This is a genomic window from Salinimicrobium soli (genome assembly GCF_048323655.1).
Taxonomy (GTDB): domain Bacteria; phylum Bacteroidota; class Bacteroidia; order Flavobacteriales; family Flavobacteriaceae; genus Salinimicrobium; species Salinimicrobium soli.
The window spans coordinates 696,117-710,795 of record NZ_JBLUWW010000003.1 but is presented as its reverse complement, the minus strand read 5'-3'; the positions used below and the strand labels follow the sequence as shown (position 1 = coordinate 710,795).

At 41.6% G+C, this 14,679-nt stretch carries 12 protein-coding genes and 1 pseudogene; 4 read left to right on the top strand and 9 right to left on the bottom strand.

The annotated features are described in order from the left end of the window. Positions 1-9: 9 nt before the first annotated feature. The 3 genes from ACNORC_RS12650 to malQ are packed head-to-tail and all read left to right on the top strand — an operon-like array spanning position 10 to position 6,594. Positions 10-2,436 carry a DUF3536 domain-containing protein gene (locus ACNORC_RS12650; protein WP_418336016.1) on the top strand — a complete coding sequence of 809 codons (2,427 nt, stop codon included), beginning with the start codon at positions 10-12 and terminating at the stop codon, positions 2,434-2,436. Next, complete coding sequence (gene treY, locus ACNORC_RS12645) at positions 2,433-5,090, top strand: malto-oligosyltrehalose synthase (RefSeq protein ID WP_418336015.1); 2,658 nt, start codon at positions 2,433-2,435, stop codon at positions 5,088-5,090. Before ACNORC_RS12650 ends, treY begins: the two co-directional genes overlap by 4 nt. 4 nt (positions 5,091-5,094) lie before the next feature. Continuing rightward, positions 5,095-6,594: a 4-alpha-glucanotransferase gene (malQ, locus tag ACNORC_RS12640; protein ID WP_418336014.1), complete on the top strand. Its 1,500-nt coding sequence runs from the start codon at positions 5,095-5,097 to the stop codon at positions 6,592-6,594. A 29-nt stretch (positions 6,595-6,623) separates the two neighbouring features. On the opposite strand, the gene ACNORC_RS12635 is transcribed toward malQ, so the two are convergent. The 9 genes and pseudogenes from ACNORC_RS12635 to ACNORC_RS12595 form a co-directional block, all read right to left on the bottom strand. Further along, complete coding sequence (locus tag ACNORC_RS12635) at positions 6,624-6,944, bottom strand: four-helix bundle copper-binding protein (RefSeq protein WP_503473628.1); 321 nt, start codon at positions 6,942-6,944, stop codon at positions 6,624-6,626. A 97-nt stretch (positions 6,945-7,041) separates the two neighbouring features. Next, positions 7,042-7,824 (bottom strand): annotated as a pseudogene (locus ACNORC_RS12630) (ABC transporter permease). After that, positions 7,817-8,524 carry an ABC transporter ATP-binding protein gene (locus tag ACNORC_RS12625; protein ID WP_418336012.1) on the bottom strand — a complete coding sequence of 236 codons (708 nt, stop codon included), beginning with the start codon at positions 8,522-8,524 and terminating at the stop codon, positions 7,817-7,819. Before ACNORC_RS12625 ends, ACNORC_RS12630 begins: the two are co-directional and overlap by 8 nt. Further along, positions 8,521-9,750, bottom strand: coding sequence for a nitrous oxide reductase family maturation protein NosD (locus tag ACNORC_RS12620; protein ID WP_418336011.1), 1,230 nt, complete (start codon positions 9,748-9,750; stop codon positions 8,521-8,523). Before ACNORC_RS12620 ends, ACNORC_RS12625 begins: the two co-directional genes overlap by 4 nt. Further along, the gene (locus tag ACNORC_RS12615; protein WP_418336010.1) at positions 9,750-10,193 is read right to left on the bottom strand and encodes a nitrous oxide reductase accessory protein NosL; all 444 of its coding nucleotides are present in this window, start codon (positions 10,191-10,193) and stop codon (positions 9,750-9,752) included. Before ACNORC_RS12615 ends, ACNORC_RS12620 begins: the two co-directional genes overlap by 1 nt. Before the next feature lie 3 nt (positions 10,194-10,196). Continuing rightward, positions 10,197-10,811, bottom strand: coding sequence for a hypothetical protein (locus ACNORC_RS12610; protein WP_418336009.1), 615 nt, complete (start codon positions 10,809-10,811; stop codon positions 10,197-10,199). Between the two features lie 86 nt (positions 10,812-10,897). Continuing rightward, positions 10,898-12,859, bottom strand: a complete 1,962-nt coding sequence (nosZ, locus tag ACNORC_RS12605; RefSeq protein WP_418336008.1) for a Sec-dependent nitrous-oxide reductase — start codon at positions 12,857-12,859, stop codon at positions 10,898-10,900. A 13-nt stretch (positions 12,860-12,872) separates the two neighbouring features. Continuing rightward, positions 12,873-13,460, bottom strand: a complete 588-nt coding sequence (locus ACNORC_RS12600) for a fasciclin domain-containing protein (RefSeq protein ID WP_418336007.1) — start codon at positions 13,458-13,460, stop codon at positions 12,873-12,875. Between the two features lie 47 nt (positions 13,461-13,507). Next, the gene (locus ACNORC_RS12595) at positions 13,508-14,011 is read right to left on the bottom strand and encodes a c-type cytochrome (protein WP_418336006.1); all 504 of its coding nucleotides are present in this window, start codon (positions 14,009-14,011) and stop codon (positions 13,508-13,510) included. A gap of 230 nt (positions 14,012-14,241) precedes the next feature. On the opposite strand from ACNORC_RS12595, the gene ACNORC_RS12590 reads away from it, so the two are divergent. Beyond that, positions 14,242-14,673, top strand: a complete 432-nt coding sequence (locus ACNORC_RS12590; RefSeq protein WP_418336005.1) for an RrF2 family transcriptional regulator — start codon at positions 14,242-14,244, stop codon at positions 14,671-14,673. Positions 14,674-14,679 lie beyond the last annotated feature (6 nt).

Below are 14,679 nucleotides of genomic sequence, written 5' to 3'. Positions count from 1 at the left end.
GAAAACATTATGAGTAGAAAATATATTTGTATCCACGGACATTTTTATCAACCCCCACGCGAAAACCCCTGGCTGAATAAGGTGGAGATGCAGGAATCTGCATATCCCTATCACGACTGGAACCACCGCATCAACGCGGAGTGCTACCGCAGGAATTCAGCTTCCAGGATCCTTGATGAAAAAGGCCGCATTGAGGCTATCATGAACAATTATTCGTGGATGAGCTTTAATATCGGGCCCACTCTTCTGGCCTGGATGCAAAACGAAACCCCGGAAACCTACGAAGCGATCCTGCAGGCCGATAAAGACAGTATGGAAGCTTTTTCAGGTCATGGCGCCGCCCTGGCCCAGGCCTATAATCACCTTATAATGCCACTGGCCAATGAGCGCGATAAAGAGACGCAGGTGATCTGGGGAATTGAAGATTTTAAAAGCCGCTATAATCGGTTTCCGGAAGGAATGTGGTTGGGAGAGACTGCCGTGAACACCGAAACTCTGGAGATGCTGGCTAAATATGGTATTAAGTTCACGATCCTGTCACCTTATCAGGCTAAAAGAGTGCGTAAAATTGGAAATACCGATTGGAAAGATGCCTCTAATGCAAAAGTAGATACCAAAAAAGCTTATTTGTGTAAGCTTCCTTCCGGAAAAGAGATCAGCCTGTTCTTCTATGATGGTCCGGCTTCACAGGGAGTTGCCTTTGAAGGTCTCCTGAACAATGGGGAGCATTTTGCTCAACGGCTCACCGATCTTTTGTCTGACAATGAAGAACTGGAGCTGGTAAATATAGCGACCGACGGTGAAAGCTACGGGCACCACCACAAACTGGGAGAAATGGCACTTTCCTACTGCCTCAATTCTTTAGAAGAGAATGAGGATGTCATCCTCACTATCTATGGTGAATTCCTGGAAAAATTTCCACCCGAATATGAGGCGGAGATCATTGAAGACACTTCCTGGAGTTGCTACCATGGTGTGGAGCGGTGGCGCAGTGATTGTGGCTGTAATACCGGTGGCCATCCGGACTGGAATCAAAAGTGGCGAGCCCCGTTGAGACAGACCTTTGACAACCTTAGGGAAAAATTGATCGTACTCTACGAGAAGGAGATGAAAAATTTCACTTCAGATCCCTGGGGCGTTAGGAACAAATATATCAAAGTCATTCTTGACCGCAATAATGACAACGTACTTGCCTTTCTAAAAGAGAATTTTGGGGAGGAACTTCCCGAAAAAGATCAGATAAAGCTGTTGAAACTTCTGGAAATGCAATATCACGCTATGTTAATGTACACCAGCTGCGGATGGTTCTTTGACGAGGTAACAGGTATAGAGTCCATGCAGGATATCTTTTACGCCACCAGGGCAGTTCAACTGGCTGAGGAGATCACCGGAAAAAGCTATGAAGCCCAATTCGTGGAAGATCTGAAAAAGATTCCGAGTAATCTTCCGGAATACGAGAGTGCGCTTACCGCTTATGAGGAAAGTGTCAAGCCTATGGAACTTGATATGATAAGGATAGGAGCTCACTATGCGATCTCCTCTCTGTTTGAAGAATTTCCCGAAGAAGTTACGCTCTACAACTTTAGTGCAGCTGTAAAAGCCAGTCATTATTATGAAGCCGGGAAGCAGAAACTTATTGTAGGCCGTACCGAATTCAGGTCTGATATTACCTGGGAAAAAGTGGATATTTCATATGCGGTACTTCACATGGGAGACCATCATTTATTTGGAGGGGTACGACAGTACATTAGCGCCGAAGCTTTGGAAGAACTTCATAACAAGATCTCTATGAGTTTCCAAAAAGGGAATGTCTATGAGATCTTTAACCTGATGGATTCCTATTTTGGAACTCATAACTATTCCTTCTGGCACTTGTTCCGTGACGAGCAGCACCATATCATGGAGCTGGTCATGGAGAACAATTTGACGGGTGCTGAAGGAGCCATGCAGCAGCTTTATGAAAATACCTATCCGTTGCTGAAGACCTTTCAGGAAATAAATATGGTGGTTCCCAACAAGCTGAAACTTCCGGTGCAAATGGCCGTAAACAATCGGCTGGTAAAAGAACTTAAGAAACCTGATTTCAGCCTGCGGAAGGTTGAAAAACAATTGAAATCAGCGCAGGCAATTAATGTAGAGTTGGATTTGGTAACCTTGAATTTTCTTATTGATCAACGCCTGACAGATCTTATGTTTCAGTTTGAAGATGATCCCGAAGACCTGAAGCTCTTGTTGTATATAAATCAGGTACTGCAGTTGATAGAAGATACTTCTCTTAATCCGGAGAAATGGGAATCTCAGAACATCGCTTTCAGGATCAAAGAGGACTATTATGAAGATATGCTGGAACGCAGTGATAATGGAGATGAAGAGGCCGAAGATTGGGTAGATGCATTCCGTCAACTGGAGGAATCCGTAAATCTCGTGATTGAATGAGAAACCCGGTGTGTACATACCGCCTTCAACTCTCTCCGGATTTCACTTTTGCTAACCTCCGGAAGATCCTAGATTATCTCGAGGAACTGGGTATCTCGACGATTTATTCTGCGCCATTTTTCCAGGCCCGCAAGGGCAGCAGTCATGGTTATGACATCATAGACCCTTTTAAGATCAATGAAGAGATTGGATCGCTGGAGGAATTCCGGAAAATAGGGGAGCAGTTGCAGGAAAAAAAGATGGGCTGGCTGCAGGATATCGTTCCCAATCACATGGCTTTTGATGGCAAAAATGTATGGCTGCGGGATATTTTTGAACTGGGTCAGGATTCAGAATACTTCAGGTTCTTTGACGTGAACTGGGACCAAACCGAACAACCACAGATCATGGCTGCCTTTTTGGGAGATCCACTTCCGCAGGTGCTTCAAAAAGGGGAAATTAGCGTGAAACTTTGCGGAGAAGGATTTACGTTCAACTATTTTTCACACCAGTATCTTACGTCCACCCAAACCTATGCCGCTGTTCTTTCTGAAACTGAATACCTGGAATGGCAGAAAAAATTCGGCGGATTCAATGGTTCCGCAGAACAATGGCAATTGCTGAAAAAGGCATTTTTGGATCAGGTAGAGCAGAATGCCTCCTTAAGATCAACTATTGAAGAACGATTGGAAAGCATTAATTCTTCCGAGGAAAAATTAAAGGAGCTGTTGGACCTTCAATACTTTATACCAGTTCACTGGAAAACTACCGAAGGCAAGATCAACTACCGCCGTTTCTTTACCATCAATGACCTTATTTGTTTGAGCATGGAGGACCGTAAGGTCTTTAACCAATATCATCAATTTATTTTTCAGTTAGTCAATGAAGGTTTGATCACCGGACTGCGCATTGATCATATTGACGGCCTTTTTGACCCCAAAGAATACCTGGTGCGACTTCGAAAGAAAGTGGGCGAAGGTTATTATGTGGTCATTGAAAAGATCCTGGAGTGGGATGAAAAACTTCCTGCGCATTGGCCTGTGCAAGGCACCAGTGGGTACGGATTTTTAGCAGCGGTAAACCAGGTGTTGACGCAGGAAAAGAGCGAAGCTGCTTTTTCTGATGCCTATGACAAGATCAACCCACGGCATTCGGAATATGCCGAATTGGTCTATGAGCAGAAACTGTTCATTCTGAAAGAGCGAATGGGAGGCGAATACGCCAATCTTTGGGAGCTGGCATATGAACTGGACCTCATGGAACCGGAATACAGGACGGACGGTTATAAAGAAGCATTGGGTGCTTTTTTGGCCGGATTCCCTGTTTATCGCATCTATCCTGAAGAATATCCCCTTCGGAAAAGGCAAAGAAAGATCATCAATTCGGCCTACGAAATAGCCCTTGAAAATGCTCCACATTTGAAGAAACAGCTGGGTTATTTCAGAAAATTATTTTTGGGGGAAGCGGAAAAAGACAAGACAGACATGCTCTTCTATCTCCAACGTTGTCAGCAGTTCACAGGACCGTTGGCTGCGAAGGGAGTGGAGGATACCAGTTTTTACATTTTCAATAAGTTATTATCTCATAATGAGGTGGGTGATTCTCCGGAAAACTTTGGACTTACCATTAAAGGTTTTCACGAGCGAATGAAAAAGAGAAGGGAAGGTTTCCCGCTTTCCATAAACGCCACTGCGACGCATGATACCAAAAGGGGAGAAGATGCCCGGATGCGGATCAATGTTCTGAGTGAAATTCCCGAAGAGTGGTTCTCAAAAATGACAGAATGGAAGAATCTTTTTTCTTCTCAGCGTGATCAATCCAATATTCCCGATGACAATGAGGAATATTTCATTTTTCAGATGTTGATAGGCCACTGGCCTTTTACCAATGACCCCGGAGAGGAATTCTACGAGAGATCAAAAGCCTATCTGCAAAAAGTGCTTCGGGAGGCCAAAGAGAATTCATCGTGGGCAGAACCGGATGAAGCCTACGAAAATAATGTCTTTGAATACCTTAAAAACCTGCTTTCGCATTCGAAATTTAAGAGTTCCTTCGTGCCTTTCCAACAAAAGGTCGCTGCTTACGGAGCAATAAAATCCCTTTCCCAATGCCTTTTAAAAATGACCGCACCGGGAATTCCGGATATTTACCAGGGAACGGAACTTTGGGACCTTAGCTATGTAGATCCCGACAACCGGCGGCCTGTTGATTACGAACTCCGGAAAAAATACCTGGCAGAAATAAAATCCATTTCTAAAGAAGAGCTTCCGGATCAGCTGAAATCTTTCAAGCAGAATTACCCTGATGCCAGGATCAATATGTACTGCCTCTATAAAGCCCTGGAATTACGGAACAAGAACAGGCTGATTTTTGAGGAGGGAACCTACTTACCTTTAGATCTGGAAGCAGATTTTTCTGAAGATATCGTGGCTTTTGCAAGGGTTTGGAGCAACATTTATGCGATCATCTTCGCCCCTGCAACTGTTAGTAAAATTTTCGATGAACAATTGGAACTCAAGGAAAATGTTCTGAATAAAAAAGTACTTTCGCTCCCCGATAATTTTCCGAAGAAGTGGAAGAATGCCTTCACAAAAAGAAAATTTGAAGAACAAACTGAATTTACTGCAGCCGAGCTTTTTCAGGAGTTCCCGGTCGCTGTATTAATACAATCCTGAGACTATGAAGCTTGAAAGAAGCAGCGGAATATTGATGCATATAACTTCCCTTCCTGGGAAGTTTGGAATAGGGGACCTTGGACCGGAAGCTTATAATTTCCTTGAATTCCTGGAAAGGTCTGCCCACCAATATTGGCAACTACTGCCGGTAAACCCTACAGATCATATTTACAGCCATTCTCCTTACAGCAGCCATTCGGCATTTGCCGGGAATCCGTTGCTGATTAGTCCGGAATTACTGGAGGAAGAAGGATATATCAGTTTAAAGGACGTGGGAATTCCGCAGGGAATAAGTTCCGAAAAGGTCATTTTTGAAGAGGTAGAAAAATTTAAGACAGGGATCTTTGAGGAAGCCTTCCGCAGCTTTAAAAATAATGGAACGGGTGCTTCTGCTTTTGACGAATTCTGTGCCCAACAATCGCATTGGCTGGATAACTACTGCCTTTACCTTGCCTTGCGGGAAAGGTATGAAAGGGTGAACTGGATCGATTGGCCTGCTGAATTCCGGGACCGGGACGCAGTAGCCTTACGAACTGCTGAAAAAGAACTTGCCGAAAAGATAGAAAAGGAAAAATTCATTCAATTCCTTTTTTATTCCCAATGGGGTCGCCTGGTAAAAGCCGCTCATGAAAAGAATATCAAGCTCATTGGCGATGTGCCTTTTTATGTTAATCACGACAGTGCAGATTGCTGGGCCAATCCTTTGTTTTTCAAGTTGGATGCAGAGAAAAAGCCCACGCATGTTTCAGGAGTCCCTCCAGATCTTTTCAGCAGAACAGGACAATTATGGGGCACCCCGGTCTATGACTGGAAAGAATTAAAGAATCATCATTATGAATGGTGGATCGCCCGACTGCGACAAAATCTCTTGCTCTTTGATGTGGTTCGTCTGGATCATTTCCGGGCTTTTTCAGCCTATTGGGAAGTTGGGGCCGGAGAGCGCACAGCTATTCACGGCACCTGGACCAAAACTCCGGGAACTGACTTCTTTAAGACCCTTAAAAATGAGTTTCCTGAAATGCCTTTTATAGCAGAAGACCTTGGCTCTCTGGATCAACCGGTTTTCGACCTGTTGGAGCGTTTTGATTTTCCGGGAATGAAGGTGCTGCAATTCGCTTTTGGAGATGAAAACAGGGAAAATCCTTATTTGCCATACAATCACGTCGCAAATAGTATCGTTTACACCGGTACTCACGATAATAATACCACCCTTGGCTGGTTTAAGAATTCCGGCAGGGAAGTGAAGGAGCACTTGAAAGATTACCTCGGATATTCTGTAACTGAAAAAAATATAGTTCCTGTCTTTCACCGGCTTGCGTTGAAATCGGTTTCTAAACTTGCTGTTGTTCCAATGCAAGATATCGTGGGAATGGGGGAAGAGGCACTCATGAACATTCCGGGGAGTACGGAAGGCAATTGGACGTGGCGTATTCTGCCGGAGCAGATGCCCTGGGACGAGCTAGAGCACCTTCGGCACTTGAACCAACTTTACGGAAGAACATAAAAAAAGCTCCTTTTTGGAGCTTTTTAGTTTTAGGCCCGGAACTTTTTAAGTGCATCTTCCAGTTCGCGGCAAGCCTTAGCACATTTTTTACAGTGGTCTGATGGCCATTTTTCACATTCATCACCACACTCCTTACAAATCTTGAGACAATAGTCTACCAGCCCCTGCACATTTTTGTAATTAGTGGCAAGTATTTCTGCAAGTGAGTTGCAGGTAGTAGCACAGGCTTTATCTACCCGTATACAAGCAACCATGTCTTTAACATTGTCTTCTTCTAAACATGCATCAGCACACCAGTTACAGTGATTCATACAATTAGTCAGACTGTTTAATAATTCCTGATTTTTCATTTTTCACATTTTTTTGGTTAGAATTCTTTGCTAATCAATTTAATAAACAAAGACTGTGTAACCGTGTGAAATTCTGTTAAACAATGAATAACAGGGGTTAAAAATCCTTTTTCCGAATAACATTTTTAATACGCCATAAAGGAAACAGCACCCATAGAACCAACATGCCCATAGAAGTAAACGCTCCCACGGGTGTTCCGAAGAATTGCTTGAAGACTGCCCCGGTATAGCTTAAAAGGGCAGAAATATCCAATTTCAGGAGAATAAGAATCCTGGAAAGATCTATGGGATTAAACATAGTGGCGATAAGTGAAAATTTATCAAGCGGATATTCCTGAAAGTATACAAGAGAAAGGAGAAAGATACCGTCATAGATCACCGCGAGAAATAGCCACAACAAAATGGCATATCCAAATCCCTTTATCTTGTTCTCGTGAGACAGTGCTATATTAAAAGCCAAAGCCGAAAAGATAAGAGTAAGGAACAGGCCCGTGATCAAAAGCATTATAAAATCCCAGATGGCCGGCGACTTAAAGAGTCCGTAAGCAGCAAATGGAATTCCAAGTCCTAGGATCAAGCTCAGGGAGAGGGAAATCGCAACCCCAAAATACTGCCCCAGAAAAATAGAACTCCGCTTAACGGGCTGGGCGAGGAGCAACTCGGTAAATTACCTGGAATTGTAATAATACATCACGCCAAAGATGGTGCCTATGAGAGGCACAATCATGATAATGACATTCATAAGGGTGATAATTGCGGTTGAAAGGTCATTGTTCAAAAACAATAGAACGACTCCCAAAAGAAGATAGAAAAAGAAGTACACATAACTCCAGCTACTTCTTGTAAGGTCAAAAAAACTGTATTTTAAAATCTTAAACATATTCCTCAGTTAAAAGATTGGCTATAGCGTGTTCAAAATCCTCTTGTCCTGTTCTGGATTTCAGTTCTGATACCGTACCGTCAAAATAAATTTTCCCTTCGAGCAAAAAGACGATCCTGTCAGCGACCTCTTCCACGAAATTCATGATATGAGAAGTAATGAGAATAGTTTTTCCCTTCTCTTTTTCCAGCTGAATAAGTTCCCGAAGATGTAAAAGTGAAATGGGATCAAGTCCCGAAGTAGGTTCGTCTAAAATGATCAGCGGACTGTCAAACATAAAGCAGAGAACGAGATTGACTTTTTGTTTCGTTCCACCTGAAAGCTTATTAAGTTTCTTGTCCAGGTAAGGCTGTAGCTTAAAGAATTCGATCAGCTCCTTATCCCTTGCTGACTTTCCTCTTAGGTCTTTGATCATGGTGATAAGTTCCATCACCTTCAAATTTCCGGGAAAATTAGCTATCTGCGGTAAATAGTCAATGTTTTTGCGGTAGTTCCAACGGTTTAGAACACTGTTCCCGTCCAACTCTATCTGGCCTTTATCAGGCACTACCATTCCTAAAATGCTCTTTATAAGAGTTGTTTTTCCGGAGCCATTAGGGCCAAGAACAGCGACAATGCCCTGGTCTTTGACATCCAGGTCCAAACCGTTCAGCACCACCTGAGGGCCGAATTTTTTATGCAGGTCTTTTATTTGTATCATTTTATCTTTCTCATTTGGGGTTCCGGGTCTATCAATTCTGCAGGTGTAAAAATGGGGGACACTTTTTCTGAAAAATCCAGTAGACTAATAAACATGCTCCTTAAAAGGATAATTGCTTCCGGAGTTTGGGTGACTACATAAGAAAAAAGCTTTACGGGACGGTAGGGGACATCTCCGGTTCCATCATGGTTCAAATCATAGCCCGTATAATCACTCCAATAATTTTTACGGAATTCGTTCTCATTAATATTCCCGGTGTAGGCTACATCAAATGAATTTGACAGGAAATTATTCAGGGTGAAATTATTGTTATAACATGCCCCGCGAATTCTTATTGCATATCCATTACCTATAAAGTCGTTATGTGTATAATTGATCCTGTTAGTATTATCTGCACTAATTGCAATGGTATTATCTTCAAAGGTGTTGTTGATCAAATCTGAATCACTGATTTCTTTAAGGAGTAATCCATACGAAGCGCTCCCCCAGTTCTTTCTGAATAGGTTCCGGCGCATTTCAATGAATTTAGAATACATTACTGCCACACCGGCTCCATTGTTCTCAAAAGTATTTTCAAGATAGGTATTATGATCAGAGAACATGAAATGCAGGCCGTATCTTAGATTGTCTTTGCAGATGTTCTCCTCAATAGTACAATTGTTCACGAACTCCAGGTAAATTCCGTCTCTTACTCCAATAATTTCATTACTTTTTACCGTAAGGTCATTAGAATGCCACATGTGAATGCCATTACCGGATTTTGCCTGTATCTCTGATTCACTCTTTATCCTGTTGTTAGAAATAGTTCCGTTGGACGATCTTTCAATAAGGATCCCAAAAAACACGTTTTCAAGCCTGTTATTGTTGATCTTAAAATTTTTAGAACGGGAAACCAGAATAGCGGCAAAATCTGAGGTGTGGCTCGTACCTATATTGACTATCTTAATGCCTTCAATGGAAAAGTTTTCACCTCTTACTGTGATAGCAGTTCCATTCATGCTGGCATCGATAACAGGATAACCCTCACCAATAATCTGGATTGATTTATCGATTATCTGAATCCCATCTTCTTTGTATATCCCGCTTTTTATCCGGATAACATCTCCATCTTCAGCCAAATCCACTGCTGCCTGAACAGTATTTATTTTACAATCAGGACAGACTTCAATTTCTTTAGCGTGAAGGGAGAATCCAGTGAAGATCAGGATAAGTAATAAAACCCTCATTATCTGTTAATTGTATACACTGAATCATTCCGAAGAAAATGAACCTTTAGACCTTCCCAGTCAAAAGTTGATTCGGTGTTGATCAGGCTCTTTCTTTCGTTTTTCTTTACTGCAGCCAGGTTGGCTCCCATAGGGCTTTTTATAGAGTCATTAACAACAAAAACGGCATCCTTGACAGAAATCATAGTTCCGGGATGAGCGTAATCTGCAACTCTAAGAACAGCCATATCTACGTCTATTTGATGAAGATCATTTACCATGCATTCAATTGCATCATATTTAAACTGTTTTCCTTTTGTGCTCACAGCCTGAGCAGAAAAAGCAGAACTCACTATCGTCATTTCACAAAAATCACAGGCATCTGCTCCATAATTTATGGGCTCAGGTTCATTACTGCATGAAACAGAAATTATCAATATCAACAGGTAAATGATCTTTTTCATCTTTTAAATTTTTTCACTCACATTTCTTCTTCCAACAATCCAGGCTATCAAAGTTAAAAACATTCCTATGAACATCATATAAGCTCCTTTTTCTGGATAAGAATGGGCCGTAAAGTTAAGAATATCTTGAGAGCCCAGTAATGGCGGTTTATAGCTCAAAGGATTCCCTTCAGCATCTGTAAGTTTGATTATAGCCTTTGGATCCAGGTCAGTTCCATAATCGATCAACCAATTATTAAAATCATACATACCCAGAATACCCAGAACACCCATTAAGACCAGCCAACCTAAAAACCAGTTTGGACTGATCTTTTTTAAGAATCCAAGGAGGCCCAAAACAATTCCTAATGCAGCCATTCCACCTATAACCAGGGGAAAGACATTGAATTCCCACATTTCTGCAGGCTTTGGAATTTTTTTCATTCCTATATAATGGTTAATTCCATCAATATTCTGAATGTCAAATTCTTCTTCTCCCTCTATTCCTGCGATATAAATATCCATTCCAAGAGGATCGGGGTACTGAGGTGCTTCAAGTCGAATATTCCACAAGGGATATACAAAAAGTCCCAGTAATAAGGCGGAACCAATTATCATTAAGATTCCAGAAGTTTTCATATTTAAAAGTTTTAGAAAAGAAAGCGGGTAGTTACCCAACCCGCTTTCAAAAATTGAAGAGTTAAATTTCAACTAATTAAACCTAACTACTCTCCGTCCAGAGTCCATTTAAGCGGCACATTGGAATTCTTTCCTGATACTCTTACGTATCCCTGCATTTCCTGGTGAAGGGCTGAACAGAAATCTGTACAGTAGAAAGGCCAAACCCCTTCTTTTTTAGGCTCCCAGGTAACTGTTTTGGTTTGCCCCGGCATGATCAACAACTCTGAAGTATTAGCTCCAATCATTGCAAAACCGTGTGGTACATCAAAGTCCTGTTCCAGGTTAGTCACGTGGAAATAAACTTTATCACCCACTTTGATACCTTCAAGGTTGTCTGGAGAGAAGTGGCTTCTTACAGTAGTCATATAGACATGAACTTCATTTCCATTGCGAACCATCTTAGTATCTCCTTCGGTTAGTGCAGCATACTTGTGCTTATTCTCATCAAGGCGATAGATCTTTCTGGAGTTAGCCTTCACTTTATCAGCAGAAATACCTGCAGCGTAGTGAGGTTCCCCGTGAGTTGGGAAATCAAGTAGCAATTCCATTTTGTCTCCTGAGATGTCATACAACTGTGCAGAGTGCTCTAATTCAGGACCTGTAGGCAGGTAACGGTCTTTAGTGATCTTGTTCATAGAAACCAGATACTTACCTTCAGGATTTCTGGAGTTTCCTCCTGGTATCATAAGGTGACCAACAGAGTAATAACTTGGTTGCCTGTCAAGAACTTCCCAGGTTCCGAGCTTCCATTTAACAACTTCAGAAGAGATAAAGAAAGTTGTGTAGGCATTTCCTTTACCATCAAATTCGGTATGTAGTGGCCCAAGACCTCCTTCTTTTACAGTACCGGCAAGGGTAGACTCGAAGTTAAGGATTGGAATTCCATAAGCTTCCCCATCAAATTCCTTGTTTTCAATAGCTTTTAGCATTTTAGAGAAAGAGTGAACTGTAAGGTCTGTTGAAAGTTTACCGTTTCCTACGATATATTCTCCGGAAGGATCAACATCACAACCGTGCGGAGACTTTGGGGTTGGCATAAAGTAAACAGCTCCTTCAACTTCTCTTGGATCTACTGTCAATACTTTTTTCATCATGGTAGAAGTAGCAGCATGAGTTTCATGATCATAAACGTTATGAGCATACTCTGCATCAATTTCTTCACCACCTCCGTTTGCTACATACTCCTGGATCTTCTTCCAGTTTACAGCTGCGATAAAGTCTTTATCGTTTTGAGAAGCATTTACTTCCTGCAGGGTATGAGCTTCTTCAGTATTATAAGTAGTGAAGAAGAACCAGCCGTGAGAATCTCCGCGACCTGGGTGGGAAAGATCGTAGTTGAATCCTGGCATTTTTAACTGGAAGTCAATTTTCATATGTCCTTCATCGTCAACAGCAATAAAAGTAAGAGGGCCTTTAAAATTTCCTTTCATGTTTTCTATTGCCACATCTTCTTGTGGGTAAGGAACAGAGAAACGGGTTCCTGCCACTACGTATTCTGTATTTTCAGTAACGAAAGAGGAGGAGTGGTTTCCAGCACTGTGAGGAATTTCAATGATCTCTTCAGTCTCAAAAGTCTCAAGGCTAATACGGGCAATTCGTGGCGTGTTGTTTTCATTGATAAAAACCCAACGACCATCAGTCTCTCCGTTAGTCTGAGAAATATCAGGGTGGTGAGAATCTCCCCATGGCACAAATCCGAAGGAAGTATTCAGCATAGGCTTGGTTTCCTCAGAATACCCATAACCAGAAGTTGGGAATTGAGAGAATACAGGAATCTCCTTTAACATCCTTCCTGAAGGAAGTCCGTAAACAGTAAGGTTTCCACTATACCCTCCAGAGATGAAAGCATAGAATTCGTCGTGCTCTCCTGGAGCTACATATACTCTTTCTGCAACATTAGCTGCCATGGCACCACCAGATTTGCTGGTCTTGGTATCATCATCTCCGCAGCTAACCATTAACAACGAAAGAAAGGCAATAGATAAAATAGAACTTAGTTTTTTCATTTTATAATTGTTATTAGTTTTTTGGTAAAATCACGGCATCAACCACATGAACCCAACCATTACTGGCATTTACGGTTCCTAATATCTTTGCGCCGCCCACATAGATATCATCTCCTTCCTGAGTAACTTCAACGTTTTCCCCAGAAGCCATATAAAGCTTTCGTCCCTTTTCTACGTTCTTTTTGAGCATATCAATGGGATAATTGCTTGGAGCCACATGATTCGTAAGTATAAAAGCTAGTTTACTTTTGTTTTCTGGTTTAAGCAGGTCATCCAAGGTTCCATCAGGAAGCTTGTCGAAGGCTGAATTTACAGGAGCAAATACAGTTAGGGGACCTACATTAACAAGGGCGTTTTGCACATCAGCTGCTTCAACCGCAGCAACCAGAGTAGTATGATCTTCAGAATTTATAGCTACCCTTAAAGCATTAGGGGTTTCACTCTCGTCGTCAATGAACGCCTGACCTTTATTAGACCCAGACTGGACGGTTTCTTGCTCCGATCCAGAAACTGACTCCGAAGTTTTCGCGTCTTCTTTACAACCTGTAAAAAGGAAGAGACCACTTAAAAATAGACTCAGGAAATAATGATTTGTTTTCATAAATATTGGTTTTTAGTGATAGGTGGTTATGGCAGAGGGGTATTTAATTATTTTTCATCAAGTTGCCTGAAATACTCCAGTATTGCACGAGCCTGTTCTTCAGACAGGTTTTGGTTGGCCATTGGAGAACCATTGTGCTCCATAAGAAGTTGCTTTGCTAATGGGTCTTTCTGCACCATCTCAGTAGGATTAAGGATCATATTCATGATCCATTCAGGAGTTCTTCTTTCGGTCACCCCGGAAATAGCTGGTCCAATGAATTTTTTGTCTGTTTTATGACAAGCGGTACACATTTGTTTAAAGGTAGCTTCTCCTCTTGCCGCCATCGCTTCGTCGATAGTAGGGGATAGGTCAACTTCTTTAATAGGACCCACACCTTTAGTTTCCATTGGATCGATCTCAGAAGTTTTAGCTTCTGTGGTCTCGGCAGCTTGAGAGGTGGGTTCATTGTCATTTAAACGAATTTGTTCTTTTTCTTCCTTTTTGCCGTCACCACAGGCAACTGCAAAAAGAACTAGTAATAGAGATAGGATCTTAAAAGTTAATTTCATGATAAAGAGTATTTAAATTATTGGACAAATTTACGACATTTGATTTAATAAAAGATAAAAAGGTCTTTTAATATTTAATGTTCCATTCTATAAGTTATTAGCTTAATAGGACACAAATGTCTCTTTTAAATAAGCTTTATAATATGACACAGATCAGGTTTGGGAATTTTTTTGAAGATTCTCCACTGTGGCAGGAATAATAGTACTTTTGCAAACTAAATTTAGCCGTTATGCTTTCAAGTTCCGGAAAATATGCTGTCAATGCTGTCCTGTATCTGGCAGTTAACTCAACCGAAAAGAAGAAGATAAGAGCCCGTGAGATTGCCGAAGCGATCAAACTGCCCTCACCTTTTTTAGCTAAACTATTGCAGACACTTTCCCGGGATAAGATCATTTCTTCCAGCAAGGGGCCCAATGGAGGATTCTATATGACCCCTGAAGCCCAGGAAATGAGTTTGATACAAGTAGTAAAGAGTATTGATGGAATAGAACGCCTTGAAGAGTGCGTACTTGGCCTCAAGAAATGTAGTTCCGAAAAACCCTGTCCTGTACATTTTGCAGTACAACCAATGAAAAAAAGATTTCTACAGGAACTGGAAGAAAATACGATTGCATCTTTCGCCGAAGGGGTAAAAAAAGGGGAGACCTATTTGTTCTTATAGCGCCTC

Coding starts and splice junctions, on each gene's coding strand:
- ACNORC_RS12650 (WP_418336016.1), top strand. CDS start 10: ATGAGTAGAAAATATATTTGTATCCACGGACATTTTTATCAACCCCCA.
- treY (WP_418336015.1), top strand. CDS start 2,433: ATGAGAAACCCGGTGTGTACATACCGCCTTCAACTCTCTCCGGATTTC.
- malQ (WP_418336014.1), top strand. CDS start 5,095: ATGAAGCTTGAAAGAAGCAGCGGAATATTGATGCATATAACTTCCCTT.
- ACNORC_RS12635 (WP_503473628.1), bottom strand. CDS start 6,944: ATGAAAAATCAGGAATTATTAAACAGTCTGACTAATTGTATGAATCAC.
- ACNORC_RS12625 (WP_418336012.1), bottom strand. CDS start 8,524: ATGATACAAATAAAAGACCTGCATAAAAAATTCGGCCCTCAGGTGGTG.
- ACNORC_RS12620 (WP_418336011.1), bottom strand. CDS start 9,750: ATGAGGGTTTTATTACTTATCCTGATCTTCACTGGATTCTCCCTTCAC.
- ACNORC_RS12615 (WP_418336010.1), bottom strand. CDS start 10,193: ATGAAAAAGATCATTTACCTGTTGATATTGATAATTTCTGTTTCATGC.
- ACNORC_RS12610 (WP_418336009.1), bottom strand. CDS start 10,811: ATGAAAACTTCTGGAATCTTAATGATAATTGGTTCCGCCTTATTACTG.
- nosZ (WP_418336008.1), bottom strand. CDS start 12,859: ATGAAAAAACTAAGTTCTATTTTATCTATTGCCTTTCTTTCGTTGTTA.
- ACNORC_RS12600 (WP_418336007.1), bottom strand. CDS start 13,460: ATGAAAACAAATCATTATTTCCTGAGTCTATTTTTAAGTGGTCTCTTC.
- ACNORC_RS12595 (WP_418336006.1), bottom strand. CDS start 14,011: ATGAAATTAACTTTTAAGATCCTATCTCTATTACTAGTTCTTTTTGCA.
- ACNORC_RS12590 (WP_418336005.1), top strand. CDS start 14,242: ATGCTTTCAAGTTCCGGAAAATATGCTGTCAATGCTGTCCTGTATCTG.